13 protein-coding genes are annotated in these 13,981 nt (G+C 49.6%); 4 read left to right on the forward strand and 9 right to left on the reverse strand.

Annotated features, from left to right (window positions below):
* The first annotated feature begins 223 nt into the window (after positions 1–223).
* Entirely contained in the window at positions 224–460 is a 237-nt protein-coding gene (locus ACXAF9_RS01735) for a DUF6933 domain-containing protein (RefSeq protein WP_475069553.1), read from the forward strand.
* Positions 461–680: 220 nt separating this feature from the next.
* Here the strand turns inward: ACXAF9_RS01735 and ACXAF9_RS01740 are convergent, their stop codons facing one another.
* Together ACXAF9_RS01740 and ACXAF9_RS01745 are read right to left on the reverse strand one after the other, a co-directional pair.
* Positions 681–998 (reverse strand): CcdB family protein, encoded by a 318-nt coding sequence (locus ACXAF9_RS01740; protein WP_475069555.1) that lies wholly within the window; start codon positions 996–998, stop codon positions 681–683.
* Complete coding sequence (locus tag ACXAF9_RS01745) at positions 998–1,243, reverse strand: type II toxin-antitoxin system CcdA family antitoxin (RefSeq protein WP_475069557.1); 246 nt, start codon at positions 1,241–1,243, stop codon at positions 998–1,000. Before ACXAF9_RS01745 ends, ACXAF9_RS01740 begins: the two co-directional genes overlap by 1 nt.
* Before the next feature lie 222 nt (positions 1,244–1,465).
* On the opposite strand from ACXAF9_RS01745, the gene ACXAF9_RS01750 reads away from it, so the two are divergent.
* The 3 genes from ACXAF9_RS01750 (at position 1,466) to ACXAF9_RS01760 (ending at position 5,334) form a co-directional block, all read left to right on the forward strand.
* Positions 1,466–1,747: a putative quinol monooxygenase gene (locus ACXAF9_RS01750; RefSeq protein ID WP_475069559.1), complete on the forward strand. Its 282-nt coding sequence runs from the start codon at positions 1,466–1,468 to the stop codon at positions 1,745–1,747.
* 126 nt (positions 1,748–1,873) lie between these two features.
* Positions 1,874–4,828 (forward strand): choice-of-anchor I family protein, encoded by a 2,955-nt coding sequence (locus tag ACXAF9_RS01755; RefSeq protein WP_475069561.1) that lies wholly within the window; start codon positions 1,874–1,876, stop codon positions 4,826–4,828.
* 296 nt (positions 4,829–5,124) lie between these two features.
* On the forward strand, positions 5,125–5,334 hold the full coding sequence (locus ACXAF9_RS01760; protein ID WP_475069563.1) for a cold-shock protein: 210 nt from the start codon (positions 5,125–5,127) through the stop codon (positions 5,332–5,334).
* A 61-nt stretch (positions 5,335–5,395) separates the two neighbouring features.
* Here the strand turns inward: ACXAF9_RS01760 and ACXAF9_RS01765 are convergent, their stop codons facing one another.
* The 7 genes from ACXAF9_RS01765 to ACXAF9_RS01795 form a co-directional block, all read right to left on the reverse strand.
* Positions 5,396–6,022, reverse strand: a complete 627-nt coding sequence (locus tag ACXAF9_RS01765; protein ID WP_475069566.1) for a DsbA family protein — start codon at positions 6,020–6,022, stop codon at positions 5,396–5,398.
* A gap of 76 nt (positions 6,023–6,098) precedes the next feature.
* Complete coding sequence (locus ACXAF9_RS01770; protein WP_475069570.1) at positions 6,099–8,039, reverse strand: bifunctional diguanylate cyclase/phosphodiesterase; 1,941 nt, start codon at positions 8,037–8,039, stop codon at positions 6,099–6,101.
* Positions 8,040–8,059: 20 nt separating this feature from the next.
* Positions 8,060–8,707 carry a transglutaminase-like cysteine peptidase gene (locus ACXAF9_RS01775; RefSeq protein WP_475069572.1) on the reverse strand — a complete coding sequence of 216 codons (648 nt, stop codon included), beginning with the start codon at positions 8,705–8,707 and terminating at the stop codon, positions 8,060–8,062.
* 163 nt (positions 8,708–8,870) lie between these two features.
* On the reverse strand, positions 8,871–9,860 hold the full coding sequence (locus ACXAF9_RS01780; RefSeq protein WP_475069573.1) for a DUF3080 family protein: 990 nt from the start codon (positions 9,858–9,860) through the stop codon (positions 8,871–8,873).
* A gap of 76 nt (positions 9,861–9,936) precedes the next feature.
* On the reverse strand, positions 9,937–11,301 hold the full coding sequence (locus ACXAF9_RS01785; protein WP_475069574.1) for an MATE family efflux transporter: 1,365 nt from the start codon (positions 11,299–11,301) through the stop codon (positions 9,937–9,939).
* An 18-nt stretch (positions 11,302–11,319) separates the two neighbouring features.
* Positions 11,320–12,078 (reverse strand): ATP-binding protein, encoded by a 759-nt coding sequence (locus tag ACXAF9_RS01790; RefSeq protein WP_475069575.1) that lies wholly within the window; start codon positions 12,076–12,078, stop codon positions 11,320–11,322.
* Positions 12,079–12,186: 108 nt separating this feature from the next.
* Positions 12,187–13,929 (reverse strand): PHA/PHB synthase family protein, encoded by a 1,743-nt coding sequence (locus tag ACXAF9_RS01795; protein ID WP_475069576.1) that lies wholly within the window; start codon positions 13,927–13,929, stop codon positions 12,187–12,189.
* Positions 13,930–13,981: the final 52 nt, after the last annotated feature.

The following is a 13,981-nucleotide window of genomic DNA, read 5'->3' on the forward strand; positions in this document are numbered from 1 at the left end:
CATTAATGCGCTGGGACGAGGCTAACTTTAAGGAAAGCAGCCTCATGAGAGCGCTCGTGCGGCGATATAAAATGTGTTTGAATACATCAAAGCGAGCCTGAAAAAACGGTTTTTAGGCGTTAAGGAATATGAAGGAGGACTGTGGGATGGAGTCTTATGGTGTTAAATGTCTAATCCGACAGTCTCGTTAACTTCAAATTAGCAATTAAAGTAAGTGAGTTATATGATTCAGCTCATAGGTTTCAGTACGGCAATCGCATTTACAAAAACCAATAGCCGAAAGGTGTTGGGAAACATCAATGATTTGATATTTCACTATCAGATTTCAGTTGGTGATGCTGGTGGGTTTGATTATTCGGATATCGGAGCTATTATCCATAGAGTGAATCGTATGCCTCAGCGCAACATCGGGTGGGGTTATTCCGTAGACTCTGTTAGAGACTTGCTGACAAATGCATAATCAAACGCGCAATTCATGTCTGTTGTGCTTCAGCGGTAGTTTGCTAAAGGCTATCGGTTAAATGGCCTACGCTTTCTCTCATGAGAGTTTGTGTGGCGATATAAAACGTGTTTGAATACATCAGAAAAGAGTCTGAAAAAACTGTTTTTAGGTGTTTAAAACATTAAGAGGGCTGTGAGGTAGAGTATTATCGAGTTAAATATTCAATCCGACAGTCCCGTTATAAACCAGTAATTAGAAAGTCGATAGCAGAGATAATCTCGTCTCTAAAGGTGCTTAGATTATTGACAGGCTCTCTTAGAATTTTGGTGGGTACACTTGCCATTTGATGAGTCAGAATGACGAAGTCACCTTCATCAATATGGATTACGGGGCATAAATGACTGGGCGCTTTTTTCTCTAACAACGCAGTAGGCGTTAGCGGAATAACTAATCGCGTGTTCAATGTATCAAGCAATTCACTTTGAACGTCAACAAAGTATGGGTATGCGGTTGAAGAGCGTTTATCGTTGTTTTTGTATAGCGAAAATTGTGGCATCAGAATGCTCGGTAAGAATCAGAAAATAGCCCGTGGCTTTCAGTTAGCTCGTTGCAAGCATTAATGGCATCAGCATTTTGCTCTAACCATTCAGCTTTCAGGCGTTGACTCACTTCTTTCTCAAGTGCCTTTTCCATTGTTGCCGAAAGATTAATATTTAAGCGTTTAGCCTCAGCGAGTAACTCGCTGTTTAAGCTTAAATTTGTAGCTTTTTTTGGTGCTTGCGTACTATATGCGTTTTTCATGATAGCAACCTATGCGTATTGTGTATGCGCACAAAGTATAGGCTCAATGTAAGCATGTAACAAGTGACTGTGGTTTCTATCCCTATGTGTACGATTGAGCAGAATCAAAGAGTTTCTTGCATCTGGATCTGAGTCTGTTACTTATACTATCAGTCGGTGGCGGAGTAACCTATCTGTACACGATGAATAACACCTAAATGCACTAAACATAAAGGATTAACCATGAGCATTACCCGCATTAATGAATTTCAGGCGGCCGAAGGAAAGGCCGATGAGTTGTTCGTATTTCTTAAGTCTTTGATCCCGTATATCTCTTCTTCGCAAGGTTGTTTGATGTGCGAAGTCCTTCGTAGCAAGGATGATGACAGTGATTTCGTCGTTATCGAAAAATGGGCATCCGAAGAGGACCACGCACGCAGCATCGAAAACTACCCTAAAGAACAAATGCAGGCCGCAATGTCTCTGATTGGGGCGCCTCCTAAAGGCACTTTCTATTCTGCCTAAGCAGCCGGGGCGCTGTAGCCCCTTGTTACAAAACCGTCATCCATTTGTATTCGATTTGTCACCTTGCCTTCGTAATGTGTTCGGCCTTGCGATTTTAATGACAATATTGGGTCAAATGGAGGCTCCATGCAGTTCAAACCCGCTTTGCTGGCCGTAGCGATCAGTGCCGTTATATTAACCGGTTGCCAAGATAATGATGATCTTAATTTGGACCTTTCCCTTGATGCTAACGAAGTAGGGCAGGTCAGCTTAAGCGAGTCTTTAGGCAGTGTCGCTTACACCGTAGATGGGCAGGCCCGCTCTCTACCGTTATCGGTTGGGTTTGGCAGTGGTGCTTTCCATGCAAGCGGTGATGACGAAAAATACTTCTACACCATCACCGATCGCGGCCCCAACATTGCGTGTGATGAAACCGAAGCCGTTTTAGGAGTGGCCGAGCAGTGCGGCGCGGGTAACGATGACGGTAAGATCTTCCCCGTGCCAAGCTTTGCACCCAAAATCATCAAGTGGGAGCTCAGTGGCGAGGTCGGGCACTTTCGCGCTAAAAAAGTTGAAGAGATCCCCCTTAAAAAGACCGATGGCACCGACATCACCGGCCTTACGAATAACCTGACGTCGACCAACACCGAAGGTGCTTTTGATATCGATGGCAACGCCCTAGATTACGATAACTCTGGCATGGACCCCGAAGCGCTGGTGCGCTTGGCGGATGGCTCTTTTTGGATCAGTGAAGAATATGGCCCATCTTTGGCACACATCAGCAGCACTGGCGAAGTATTAGAGCGCGTAGTACCCGCCTCGGTAGCTGGTGATTTGGCCGATGCCGGTTACCCAGTCACAGGTGCATTACCCGATATTTTAAAGATGCGCAAGCTTAATCGTGGTATCGAATCGATTGCCCTAGCGCCCGATGAGTCGGCTCTGTACTTTATCATGCAAAGCCCACTGGCAAGCCCAGACAACGACACCTACAAAACCTCGCGTACCGTACGTTTGGTGAAATTCAACTTAAACACCGATGGGTCTTTGGGTGCTCAGGCGGGTGAGTATGTTTACACCTTGGATTACCCAGAATCCTTTGCGGATGAAAACGGCAACGGGGATGACAGCCATAAACAGAACAACGTAAAAATCTCTGAGATGATGGCGGTCGGTGAAGATGACCTGATCATCCTTGAACGTATCGCGGCCACCACCAAGCTGTATCGGGTATCACTCGATAGCGGCGATAACATCATGGATACCACCATCAGCTCAGGCACTGTGACCGCACCTGAAAGCACGGACCCAAAAACGCTGGAACAAGTCTTTGACCCTTCTGCGTTGGGCGCGACACCGGTGTTAAAATCCTTAGTCTTTAACTCGCTTACCGATATGCCATCCGGTACCGCCTTGCCAACCAAGGTTGAAGGCATTGCGCTGCTTAACAGCGAGACTCTATTACTGATCAACGATAATGATTTTGGTATCACAGGTGAATCCACCGAAGTCACGTTAATGCCGCTGGGTACGCAGTTGACCGAAGGCGAGAATGCTTCGCGTATCTCGATGGAGGTGATCGGTCGTTATAACAGCGGTGTTTATGATGAGAGCGCGGCCGAGATTGTCGATTACCATGCGGCCACTCAGCGCGCGTTTATCGTCAATGCCAACAATCAAAAAGTAGATGTGTTGGACCTCTCTGGTTTAACCGATCAAGTCGCGGCGAACCCGATTACACTGAATAATGTGCCTTTGCTCGAAACCTTGTCAGTTCAGGATGATGTTACGGGCGTTGCGCTAGGGGCTGCGAATAGCCTTAGCATTTACGGTGATCTTATGGCGGTGGCTATCGAGAACGATAACAAGCAAGGTAACGGCGTTATCGCGTTTTATGATATCAGCGGTTCCAGCATCGAGTTTATCCAATCGGTAACCGTAGGGGCTTTACCCGATATGGTGACTTTCTCGCCGGATGGTCAATGGGTGTTGGTTGCTAACGAAGGTGAGCCAAACGACGATTATACGGTTGATCCAGAGGGCAGTGTCTCCCTGATTGCGGTCAATAACGGCGTTCCTGCCACAACGGCCACTACACTGGACTTCACGGCCTTTAATGCAGGCGGCACACGTGCATCCGAATTGGATGATGCGGTACGCGTATTTGGGCCTGGTGCAAGCGTTGCAATGGACTTGGAGCCTGAGTACATCACGGTATCGGCGGACAGCCAGAGCGCCTTTGTAGCGCTTCAGGAAGCAAACGCATTAGCCGAGATCGACCTAACCACCCAGAGCATTACCGCCATTCATGCGTTGGGTACCAAAGATTACGGCTTAGCCAGCAACCAGATTGATAGCAGCGATAAAGACGATGCGGTCAACTTCGCAAGCTATGAGGATGTGGTTGGCATGTATCAGCCCGATGGTATTACCTCGATGTCGTTCAGCAGCCAGTTGGGCGACGCCGTGATGGTAATGACCGCCAACGAAGGGGATTCTCGCGATTACGATGGGTACTCCGAAGAGGAGCGCGCCGACGATTTGGTCAGCGATAACCTGTTGGATGCCAACAATGCCCAATACGCCAATGCACAAGATGATGCGATTTTGGGGCGCTTAAAGGTGACGACCGCCACGGGTGATACCGATGGTGACGGTGATATTGATGTGATCCACAACTACGGTGCGCGCTCATTCTCGATCTGGAATCAAGGTAAGCAGGTCTTCGATAGCCACGCAGACTTTGGCAAGATCACGGCTGGGCGTTTAGGGCTCGACTTTAACGGTGTGGATGGTCGAAGCGACGACAAAGGTGGTGAGCCAGAGGCGATTACGCTTGGCACCATTGATGAGCGCACTTATGCGTTTGTGGGGCTTGAGCGCACCAGTGGCATCTTCATCTACGATGTAACCAACCCTTATGGCGTCCAGTTTGTTGAGTACATCGAAAACATCGATCGCACTCAGCCAGAGGGCAGTGAAGGGGATGTAGCGCCCGAGGGGATGAAGTTTATCTCGGCCGATAGCTCCCCAACCGGTAAACCTTTGTTGGTGGTTGCTAACGAGGTGTCCGGCACCACGACGGTGTACCAGATCCAGTAACCCATGACAGTTTAAAGAGCGCCCATGCAGGGCGCTTTTAACTGAGTTTTAAGGATCAAAAGACGATAAACGGATGCAGCGATAATTTCGCAAAAAATTACTGATTTATTGCGAAATATGGGTTGACTTAGAGGCGGATAGTCATCAATATTGCTTTCAGCAAAAAGGTTCTCTAGATCATTCTCTCCATTTCGCCGCATTTAGTTCGTCGTCCTGTAGCAGAAAATTTAAGCGTCTCTTCTGCTAAACATTACGCTGCTTTGCAGCAAATATTCATTCTATAAAAGGATACGAACATGTCTAACAAATCTACTGGCGTAGTAAAATGGTTCAACGAAGAGAAAGGTTACGGCTTCATCCAGCAGGATAACGGCCCAGACGTTTTCGCTCACTTCAAAGCGATCGTTGGCGACGGTTTCCGCACTCTGACTGAAGGTCAGAAAGTTGAATTCGTAGTTGGCCAAGGCCAAAAAGGTCCTCAAGCTGAAGAAATCCGCGTTATCTGATAACCGGTTTTTTCTCTTGAATAAAAAAAGCGAGCTTAGGCTCGCTTTTTTGTTATTAGGCCTACCGAAGTAGTTCGTCTATCGCCGCCTTCATGCTGTGTGCATCGCGGTAATTCAACGGCACCGGGTAAAGTGAATCGCCTTTTAGCAGTGCCAGCGACGGAAACGAGTTCAGTCCCATGGCTCTGGCGCGTTGTATTTCATCTTCCAGCCGTTGTTCTTTAACGATCCCCTCATAGCTGCTGGTAAAGTCAGCCGGGTTAATCCCAATCCGTTCGGCACAGTGAGTGAGCGTTTCAATATCCGATGGGTTTTGCGCGTTCAGGTAATACGCTTGCTGAATCTCGTAACGCATCTGTGATTCAAGATCAAAATCCCTTGCTACTAAGCAAGCTCTGCAGGCTGGGTAGGTGGAGCGCCTTGGGGTTGTGCTTGTCCAGAAATCATAGTTAAACGATGTACCAAGGGTGGTTTCGATCTGTTTCCAGATCGAGGCCAGTTTCTGTTTCATCTCTTCTGGCATCGGCTGGTCAGAATCCTCGGCTAAGCCACCGAGCAAGGGTTGGATAATCAGACGGCCATGGGCAAGATCATCGGCTAACAGCGCTTCTAAGGTGTTCCAGGTGGGGCGAAAACCCCAACACCAACTGCACATGGGGTCATAGCAATAGATTAAAACGGCTGGCATAGTGTCATCCTACTTGGGTTTCCATCAGCCTTAACGCTAACAGCCTGCGCTTAAAGAGAACAGGCCGTTTTACGAATTACAGCGTTTTCGGTTGCCCAAACAGGAAGCCTTGGAAGCCATCCAATCCCAAATCGATCAAGGCCAGAGTTTGCGATGGTCGCTCAACACGCTCGGCATACACTTGTATCTCTAGGCTGTGTGCAGCACTGACCAAGCTTCGGACCAAGAAGCCATCGGCGGGGTGCTCCTCAATCTCGCGAATTAAAGACCCATCCATCTTGATGTAATCCGGTTGTACTGAGTACAGGTAGCTAAACCCGCTTGGGTGGATACCAAAGTTATCGACGCCAAAGCCGACGTTGTACTCTTTCAGGAACTGACGGAAACGGATCACCTGAACCACATCGTTTAAGATGGCGGTTTCGTTAATCTCGATGTTTAAGCGACGACCTGGCTGGGTGCTTTTGAGTTTCTCGTCCAGCCACTCAATAAACCCTTCGGTGTGCAACGTTTGTTGGGTTAAATTGACGGTTAAACGCTCGTGGTTGGATTGGCTAAGCACCTCCAACGTTTTACTGAGCACCAACTTATCCAGCGCATGGATCAAATTCAGTGATTTCACCACAGGAATAAACGCACCGGCGGGGCACAGCTGACCTTCTTGGTCGTAGATGCGCGCCAGTAGCTCTTTTTGCACTTCGTCTTTCTGGTTGCTTGCCACGGTAGGCAAGTACTGGAGCACAATCGATTCTTGATAGATAGATTGCGCCACATGATGCTGCCAGTTCTGAGAAGCGATGTTCGAGCCACTGAATCGGCCGGGCAAAAGCAGTGCTTGGTTTTGAGCGCGTGCTTCGGCGCAGGCGCGTTTTGCATCCGACAACACATGGTCGGCGCTGTCGGTCTCCTCAAAGCAGGTGATCGACACGTACTGAACAGGGGATTCGGCGCTTAAGTTAAACGCTTTGCCCAATTGCGTATCGAGCCCTAACAGAAACTCCGCAATGTGGCGTTTAATCGGCTCTTCCTCAATGAGGGGGAAGACGCAGATAAAATCGGCACCGCTTAATCGGCCTACGATGCTCGGCTCAAACTGCTGGCTAAAATCCTGCAAATGCTTTGCGATTGTTTTGATCGCGTTGTTGGTTTGCTCCTCGCCTAGCTTGGTGTTTAGGCCTTGCAGATCACGAATACTCAAGTACAAGAGAGACCCTGGCCCAAACTCTTTGTGTTGGTCAAACCAGCTATTGAGGGAAGACAACGTAGAGCGTTGGTTCGGTAAGCCTGTGAGTGGGTCTTGATACGCGGTTTGGCGCAAGTTTTCGATCAGGTTGGATTGCTCGTCAAACATCTTTTTCACGCGCTTGACCATGCTGTTCATCGCAAGCACCACACTTTTAAGCTCCCGCGTTTTGGGGATCTCTTCAAGTTCGAGGTATTGACGATTTTCAAGTGCGTTGGCTTGGGCTTCGATGCCTTTAAGCGGGCGAATAATCCAGCGGATCAGGCCGCTCAGTAACATGGCACACACCAGCGAGAGAGTGACAAACAAAATTAAGGTATCCGCCGTACCGGACCAAAGCTTCTCGTAGGCGTAGTCGGCGCGGCTTTGGACTTCGACATTACCCACTTTACGCCACTGGTAGCTGACTTCCTGATGCATGGTGGGCGGTGTCAGTTTAAAGAAATCGATAAACCAATCGGGGGCTTTGCCCGAGATGTGCGGTGGAGTGTTCGTTTGATAAAGGGTGTTGCCCTCGCCATCGGTAATCTTAATTGACTGATAGTAGCCGTTATCAAACAAGGCTTGAACGGTGGTCTCGATCAGCACGGTGTCTTTGTCGGCGATGTAAGGCGCGGCATACAAGCCTAAGTGGGTGGCGGCATCTTGACCGTGGGACTCCAGTTGGCTCACCAGCATCGCTTTCGAGCTGTCCGACATAATGTATAAGGTGCCAGAGACTAAGCCAATCAAGACGGCAAAGACGGCTCCGATCAATTGATTAACCAGTGACATACCACACTCCTTTAAACACCTTATTGCACATTAACATTATTGTTCTCCAAACGGCTTTGCAGCTTAACCCAAGGACCAAGCCGTTCTGATGGGCCGACCAGTTGCGCTCTGCGACCCTTTTTCGATAGCCATAAATTATCACCGTTAAAACTGTAGACGTGAACCAAATCTGGCCGCTTGTCGGCGGTTTTGATGGCGGATATAAGATTGTCCAACACCAAAGGGACTGCGCTTGGGGTTTCGTAGTAGGTCAGCACCATGTGGGCTTGGTTAAGCTCAATCGCTTTTACGTAAGCGATGCTCATTTTGCTGATGTCTACACCAAGTTCCTTGAGTGTGTAATATTTTGCGATGGAGAAGTCTTCGCAATCCCCACCATTACTGATCAGAAACTCCAATGGGGTGGCCCAATAGTCTTCCTGCTTCCAGTGGTCGATGTCGTTTAAAAAGCGGACTTGGTTGAAAAAGCGGTTCACCGCTTGCAGTTTCTGTGGTTCGGGTAGGCTTTGAGAGTCTTCGATCAAACGTTGCCACGCCAGTAAGCGGCGTCTGGCTTCTTCGCCGTATTGCTGACCCAGCTCGTTGATGTAAGCACGCGATAACCGAAGGCTAACATCGCCTATCACCACCCAAGAGAGCATCGATAAACACAGCATACTCGCCAGCATCAGACACTGTGCCTTGAGCGTTAAGCTGGATCTTTGATGGGGGGCTTTGGTGTTCAAAAGAGAGGTCCGACCTTACGTTTACATCAACCTACTTAAAGATGGTTCAAGATCGGTGATTCAGCAAATGCCACACGGTCTGAATCGATAAAAAATCATGATCGGATCAACGGCTTGGCATCATTCCACATTGGCTAAGTAACCGCTGCCATGCTTTGGTGTGCTTTCGGGTGGCCGATTGAAACTGAACCCAAAGACTGTTTTCGGCTTCAAGGCGCATTACTTGAGTTGAATAAGCGCTGAAATCGTCCGGTTCTTTTAATAAATTCAATAATTTACTGTGATGTGTGAACCAAGATTCCCCTAAACGGTTTAAACCCGCCATGTAGGGTTGCACCTTTTGGGCGTAGTGGACCGTGAATACGTTTTTTAGGATATCGGCGTCGGGGTTTCGCATATTGGGATAGCAAAAGGGTTTTCGATCCAATCGCGCATTCAGTGTATTGGCCACTTGATTCAGCGTGGCAGTGACATCGATCAGGCCGCGAAGCAGAGGCGTTCCCAACGGGTCGTTAAAGCGCATCTGCATCCACTGCTCAATCGATTTTACTTGCTCGGTAGCCGATGTGGATGAGGTGTTGTTAGTGAGGGCGGTTTCAACCAAGTGAGTATACGCGCTCAGTGCGTTTAAAGCGTTGTGGGTCTCAAGGGTTTGTTCGGTGCTCAGCGGTGGCTGATTAAGCGCTAACGACTCTTCAATCTCTTGGCCTGTAAACCATGCATTCCACAAGTGGATAGGGAGGTCGGCTTGTTTTTGCGCCAAGATGGCCTTGGCGCGCTCGATCACCTCGGGGTCAGTCTCGGTGTCACTTTCCAGGATGGGGATGCAGGCGCTCATGGTGTCTAAAAAGCGAAGCTCATAGATGAGTCGTTGGCTGCTGGTGGCCACTTTGCCTAGGATGGAGTTTCGCTCCGAGATTAGATGCAAGAGTTGGCATTGTCTAAAATCCAACACATCGAGCACACCTTCGCGAAGATCTTCGGTGGCTTGATAGCGTACTCGGGCAGGTGGAAGCGCAGGCAGAGGGATCTTCGTTTTTTCATCAAGCTCCTGATCCAATACACGAGCGACACGCTCGGCATAATCATCGAGCATGTCACGCTCCCCCTCTGATTTTTGACAGCCACAGAGGACCATTGCCGCCAAACAGAGGGTCAGAAGGGCGAGGTGGCTACGCCCCCATTGCGGCAGCACTCGGTACATAATAGCGTTTGTTAATCCGAAACAGTCGTATGATTAACAGTACGGCCGCTACAGATAAAGCGATCAATAGCCCATACCAGAAACCGGCCGCACCCATCGCAGGCAAAAGGGTATCGGTCAGCGCCAACAGATACCCAAGCGGTAATCCAATGCCCCAGTAAGCAAAGCAAACCAGGTACAAAGGCACGCGTGTGTCTTTATAACCACGCAGCGCCCCCGCGGTGGTCACTTGAAGCGCATCGGATATCTCAAACAAGGCTGCAATCATCAAAAGCGAAATCGCAAGCTCAATGACCGCAAGGTTATCGGTAAACACCAAAGCGATCTCTTTGGCAAAGAACCACACCAAAGTGCTGGTAACGATGGCCACTAAGCCTGAGGTAATCAACACCGTTTTAGCCGTAAGCCAAGCTGCGGCACTCTCTTTTGCGCCTAAAAAGGTACCAATGCGAATGGTCGAGGCCAGTGCGAAACTCAGCGGTATCATAAACACTTGGCTGGTGAAGGTGAGGGTAATCTGGTGCGCGGCCACCACAACGGTGCCTGAGGGCGCCAGCAGAATAGCGATCACACTGAACATGCTGGTTTCAACAAAGATGGCGATACCTATGGGTAAGCCTAGCTTTAAGAGCTGACCAATCTGAGACCAATCCGGACGCGTCAGAATAGAGGTACCAAGCGTCAAGCGCGGGCTGTACCTTTGCATCAAGGCGGTTGCGATAACGCTCACCCACATGCACACGGCCGATGCGACGCCACAGCCTGCACCGCCCATCTCTGGCGCACCAAAATAGCCAAACACGAAGATGACGTTCAGCGGCACGTTCAAAACAGCGGCCCCAAGCGCCACGATGAGCCCCGGGCGTGTTTGGCCTAAACCCTCGAAATACGCCCGAAAGAGCTGATAAGACATCACCGCCGGTAAGCCCCACGAAATGGCCGACAGGTACGCCTGCGTATCGTTGGCTAACTGCTCGGGAACGTTCATCCAGTGCAGAATAGGGCCGACGTTTCGCAAAAAGAAAAACGCCAACACGCCAAGCGCCATCGCAATCCAAAGGCCTGCCTGCACAATGGAGGGAATCTTATCTTTTTGCTGTGCGCCTACCTCGTGCGCCACCATCGGCGTGGCCGCCATCATCACGCCAGTGCAGGTCAAAAATAGCGGTATCCAAAAGCTTGCACCCAACGCCACCGCGGCAAGTGCATCGGCGCTGTAACGGCCGGCGACAAGGGTATCCACAAAGCCCATCGAGGATTGGGCAATCTGGGTCAACATAATCGGCAGCACAAGCACCATCAGGTGCTTAAGCTCCTTAAAATAATGAGTCATGTGTGAGCGCTTATCGGTTTAGGCGGTGTAGCTTTTAAAAAACTGCTTTGCGGTACGGCCACTGCGTACCCCTTTTTCATGAGCAAAACGAATCGCGTCTTTGTGCAGTTGCTCAGTCTCTGTGGGGTGATCAAACAGATGGTCGATGATGTTTAAGTACGCATCTTGGTTAATGGGGTAGAACGAAAGCCATAAGCCAAAGCGGTCCGACAGGGAGATCTTCTCCTCAATCGCATCCCCAAGATGAAGCTCAGTGCCCACAACGGTCACATCCTGATTATCCGCTTGAGTTTCAGGCAGAAGGTGGCGGCGGTTAGAGCTGGCGTAGATCAGAACATTATCCGGCGGTAACTCCAATGAGCCTTCCAGCACGCTTTTAAGCGCTTTGTAGGTCTTTTCGCCGGCCTCAAAAGAGAGGTCATCACAAAAGATCACAAATCGATAGGGTAGCTCGCGGATCCCATCAACGATTTCGGGCAGGTGGATTAAGTCGTCTTTGTCGACTTCCAACATACGAAGGCCTTGGTCGGCATAGGCGTTTAACATCGCCTTGATAAGGGATGACTTGCCGGTCCCTCGCGAACCCCACAGCAATGCATTGTTGGCCGGTTGTCCGTTTAAAAAGCGTTCGGTGTTTTCAATTAAACGCGCTTTCTGGCGATCGACGCCCAGCAGTTGTTCTGGACGGATCGGGTCCAGATGACGAACCGCTCGAAGGCTTTGGGTATGATGGCGCCAAACGGCGCCGACCGTTGTGTTCCAGTCGATCGTAGACATGCAATGCTCCTTTTATCAGATGTCGATGTTAGGATTGCTTGACCCGCAGATCAACAAAAAAGGCCTCCCAAGGGAAGCCTTTGTACACAACACTCTGTTGAGATGTGTTTAGTTGATTCGAACTGCAACATAGCGACCAGGAGCCGCTTCGATGGGTGCGTGTTTTTTATCCCCTAAAGTCGTTGGAGCATCCACTTTTTTGCCGGCACGACGACGAAGCCACTCTTGCCAGTTGGCCCACCAAGAGCCTTCTTGACGTTCGGCGGTTTCTAGCCAATGTTCTGGCCCTTTGCCTTGCTCGCCTTTTACCCAATAGTGACGGCGGTTTTTCGAGACAGGGTTGATCACACCTGCCACGTGACCACTGGCGCCTAAGGTAAACTCGATGTCGGTTCCAAAGGTTTCTGTGGCTTTAAAAGTGCCTTTCCAAGGGGCGATGTGGTCTTCAATGGTGGACAGGAAATAACAAGGGATCTTGATGTTTCCAAGGTCTACCTTTGAGCCACAGACAGTCAATGCATTGGGCTTGGACAGCTTGTTCTCGAGGTACATGTTTTTCAGGTAGTAGGTGTACATCTCGGCTGGAAGGTTGGTCGAATCGCTGTTCCAGTAAAGAATGTCGAACGGCGGTGGCGTTTGGCCTTTCAGGTAGTTGTTCACCACATACGACCAGATCAAATCATTAGAGCGCAGCAGGTTGAACGAGGTCGCAAGCTCCTTTCCAGATAGGTAGCCTTGGCTTTTAACCTTACCCTCTAGCTGCTTGACTTGTGTTTCATCAATGAACACACACAAGTCACCGGCGTCTTCAAAGTCGGTGAGGGTCGTCAAGAAGGTCGCCGAACCCACGCTGTCGACTTTTCGATCAGCCAGCACTGCAAGCGCAGTACTGAGCAGTGTGCCACCAATGCACCACGCCACCGTGTTGATTTTAGGTACATCGGTTATCTCGCGTACCAGGTCAATGGCGCGGATCACCCCATCACCCACGTAGTCATCCCACGAGATATCGCCTTGTTCAGGCGTTGGGTTTGCCCACGAGATCAAGAACACGTTCTGGCCTTGCTCAACGCAATAACGCACAAAGGAGTTATGTGGCTGAAGGTCCAAAATATAAAACTTGTTGATGCAAGGTGGAATGATCAGGGTGGGTTTTTCGTACACCTGTTCGGTTAACGGTTTGTAATGGATCAACTGGAAAAGATCACATTCAAACACCACCGAGCCTTCGGTCGTTGCGATGTTTTCGCCTAAGGTAAAGGCGCTTTCATCGGTCATAGAAATACGACCTTTTTCGATGTCGGCTAAGAGGTTTTTAAGGCCATCCAGCAAGCTCTGACCTTGGGTATCCAATGCGTGCTGAAGCACTTCGGGGTTCGTAGCCGCGAAGTTCGTCGGTGACATCGCATCGATGTATTGTTGGGTGTAAAACTCGAGCTTCTTCTGCTCGCCAACGTCCAGATTGGCGTTTTCGGCCATGGATTTGAGCAAGTTCGCGCTGAGTAAATAAGACTGCTTAATGTAATTAAAGATCGGATGTGACGACCACTCATCGGCATTAAAGCGACGATCGCCAGGGCTTGGCTCAGCCACCGGGGCAGATTCGGTCAAACCGGCCCAAAAGTTTTGCCACAAATTAAGGTGTGCTTTTTGGTATTCGGTAAAAGCATTGATCCAAGCCGAGGGGTCTTCCATCGAGCGTGTGATAAGCTCCGTCCAGGAGCGGCTGAACTGACTAAACACATCATCGCCACCACCGGCGATATAGTTGTCCAGAATCTTCTGAGTTTCCTGATTCAAATAGGCGATGAATTCCTGCGGGTCGTTTAAGACCGACTGGGTGTTGTCCATGAGAGTGCCCTTTTCCTAAAGTGACCGTGAGTTGATCCCTTGATCAAAACTG

The sequence above is a fragment of the Neptunomonas sp. ABH4_499 genome, from assembly GCF_056160565.1.

What these genes read in the sequence shown, in the direction of transcription:
- ACXAF9_RS01735 (WP_475069553.1), top strand. Translation starts at nt 224, where the DNA reads ATGATTCAGCTCATAGGTTTCAGTACGGCAATCGCATTTACAAAAACC.
- ACXAF9_RS01740 (WP_475069555.1), bottom strand. Translation starts at nt 998, where the DNA reads ATGCCACAATTTTCGCTATACAAAAACAACGATAAACGCTCTTCAACC.
- ACXAF9_RS01745 (WP_475069557.1), bottom strand. Translation starts at nt 1,243, where the DNA reads ATGAAAAACGCATATAGTACGCAAGCACCAAAAAAAGCTACAAATTTA.
- ACXAF9_RS01750 (WP_475069559.1), top strand. Translation starts at nt 1,466, where the DNA reads ATGAGCATTACCCGCATTAATGAATTTCAGGCGGCCGAAGGAAAGGCC.
- ACXAF9_RS01755 (WP_475069561.1), top strand. Translation starts at nt 1,874, where the DNA reads ATGCAGTTCAAACCCGCTTTGCTGGCCGTAGCGATCAGTGCCGTTATA.
- ACXAF9_RS01760 (WP_475069563.1), top strand. Translation starts at nt 5,125, where the DNA reads ATGTCTAACAAATCTACTGGCGTAGTAAAATGGTTCAACGAAGAGAAA.
- ACXAF9_RS01765 (WP_475069566.1), bottom strand. Translation starts at nt 6,022, where the DNA reads ATGCCAGCCGTTTTAATCTATTGCTATGACCCCATGTGCAGTTGGTGT.
- ACXAF9_RS01770 (WP_475069570.1), bottom strand. Translation starts at nt 8,039, where the DNA reads ATGTCACTGGTTAATCAATTGATCGGAGCCGTCTTTGCCGTCTTGATT.
- ACXAF9_RS01775 (WP_475069572.1), bottom strand. Translation starts at nt 8,707, where the DNA reads ATGCTGGCGAGTATGCTGTGTTTATCGATGCTCTCTTGGGTGGTGATA.
- ACXAF9_RS01780 (WP_475069573.1), bottom strand. Translation starts at nt 9,860, where the DNA reads ATGCTCGATGATTATGCCGAGCGTGTCGCTCGTGTATTGGATCAGGAG.
- ACXAF9_RS01785 (WP_475069574.1), bottom strand. Translation starts at nt 11,301, where the DNA reads ATGACTCATTATTTTAAGGAGCTTAAGCACCTGATGGTGCTTGTGCTG.
- ACXAF9_RS01790 (WP_475069575.1), bottom strand. Translation starts at nt 12,078, where the DNA reads ATGTCTACGATCGACTGGAACACAACGGTCGGCGCCGTTTGGCGCCAT.
- ACXAF9_RS01795 (WP_475069576.1), bottom strand. Translation starts at nt 13,929, where the DNA reads ATGGACAACACCCAGTCGGTCTTAAACGACCCGCAGGAATTCATCGCC.